Here is a 1729-nt window from a genome sequence, read left to right on the forward strand (position 1 = left end):
GCCGTGGAGTACCCGCCCCCGCCTGAGCCGCTCGCCGTCGGCGTCTATGACAACCACACGCACCTCGAGATCGCCGACGGCGCGCTGCCGCTCGACGTGCACGAGCACCTCGAGCGCGCGGCATCCGTCGGCGTCGTCGGCGCGGTGCAGGTCGGCACGGATGTCGCGACCTCGCGCTGGTCGGCCGACGTGGCCGAGCGCGAGCCGCGCCTCCTCGCCGCCGTGGCGCTGCACCCGAACGAGGCGCCCGAGCTCGAGGCATCCGGCACGCTCGACGATGCCCTCGTCGTCATCGACGAGCTCGCCGCCCGCCCGCGCGTGCGCGCGATCGGGGAGACCGGGCTCGACTTCTTCCGCACCGGCGACGACGGACGCGGTGCGCAGTTCCGCTCCTTCGAGGCGCACATCGACATCGCGAAGCGGCACGGGCTGGCCCTGCAGATCCACGACCGCGACGCGCACGACGCCGTGGTCGAGACCCTCCGGCGCGTGGGCGCGCCCGAACGCACGGTCTTCCACTGCTTCTCGGGCGGCGAGGAGCTCGCCCGGCTCGCGGCATCCGAGGGCTGGTACCTCTCGTTCGCCGGCAACGTGACGTTCAAGAACGCCGAGAACCTGCGCGAGGCGCTGCGGGTCGCCCCGCGCGACCGCATCCTCGTCGAGACGGACGCCCCGTACCTCACGCCCGTGCCGCTGCGCGGGCGTCCGAACGCGCCCTACCTCGTGCCGCACACCATGCGATTCATCGCCGAGGTGCTCGGCGCCGACCTCGACGAGTTGTGCGCGCAGATCGCGTCGAACACGGTGGCCGTGTACGGCCCGTGGCATGATGAGGCCGTGCGGGAGTCGACGGCGTGAACGCGCACCGGCATGAGGCCGACGGCGGTGGTGACCCCACCCCGCGCCTGCTCGGGCCCGCCGAGATCCGCGATCTCGCCGAGCTCCTCGACGTCACCCCCACGAAGAAGTTGGGGCAGAACTTCGTGCACGACGCGAACACCGTGCGGCGCATCGTGCAGAGCGCAGGCGTGCAACGCGACGAGACCGTGCTCGAGATCGGTCCGGGACTCGGGTCGCTCACGCTCGGGCTGCTCGAGGCCGGGGCATCCGTGATCGCCGTCGAGATCGACGGGCGCCTCGCCGAGCAGCTGCCGCACACCGTGCGGATCATGCAACCGGGCACGTCGCTCACCGTGGTGCACGCCGACGCGCTGCGCGTCACGGAGTTGCCCGGCGACCCCGTGCGGCTGGTGGCCAACCTGCCCTACAACGTGTCGGTGCCAGTGCTGCTGCACCTGCTCGAGCACATCCCATCGCTGCAGTCGGGCATCGTCATGGTGCAGGCCGAGGTTGGGCATCGACTCGCCGCCGAGCCGGGCTCGAAGGTCTACGGCTCGCCGAGTGCCAAGGCCGCCTGGTGGGGGCGCTGGCGGCTCGCCGGCCAGGTCTCGCGCATGGTGTTCTGGCCCGTGCCCAACGTCGACTCGGTGCTCGTCGGCTTCGCCCGCCGTGAGCAACCCGGCACCGAGGAGGAGCGCAAGGCGACGTTCGCGCTCGTCGACGCGGCGTTCCAGCAGCGCCGCAAGATGCTGCGCCAGTCGCTGTCGAGCGTGCTGGGCGGGTCCTCGTCGTCGGCCAGCGAGACCCTCGAACGCGCCGGCGTCGACCCGCAGTCGCGCGGCGAGCAGTTGCGGGTCGAGGACTTCCTGGCGATCGCACGCGCCGCGGC

At 72.4% G+C, this 1729-nt stretch carries 2 protein-coding genes; both read left to right on the forward strand.

Going from position 1 to position 1729, the window contains the following annotated elements:
• The first annotated feature begins 3 nt into the window (after window positions 1-3).
• On the forward strand, window positions 4-858 hold the full coding sequence (locus GH736_RS22465; protein WP_159607193.1) for a TatD family hydrolase: 855 nt from the start codon (window positions 4-6) through the stop codon (window positions 856-858).
• A gap of 47 nt (window positions 859-905) precedes the next feature.
• Window positions 906-1729 (forward strand): 16S rRNA (adenine(1518)-N(6)/adenine(1519)-N(6))-dimethyltransferase RsmA (gene rsmA, locus GH736_RS22470; RefSeq protein WP_159607195.1); only part of this gene is annotated, 824 nt, incomplete at its 3' end.

Source organism: Agromyces humi, from assembly GCF_009720255.1.
Classification (GTDB): domain Bacteria; phylum Actinomycetota; class Actinomycetes; order Actinomycetales; family Microbacteriaceae; genus Agromyces; species Agromyces humi.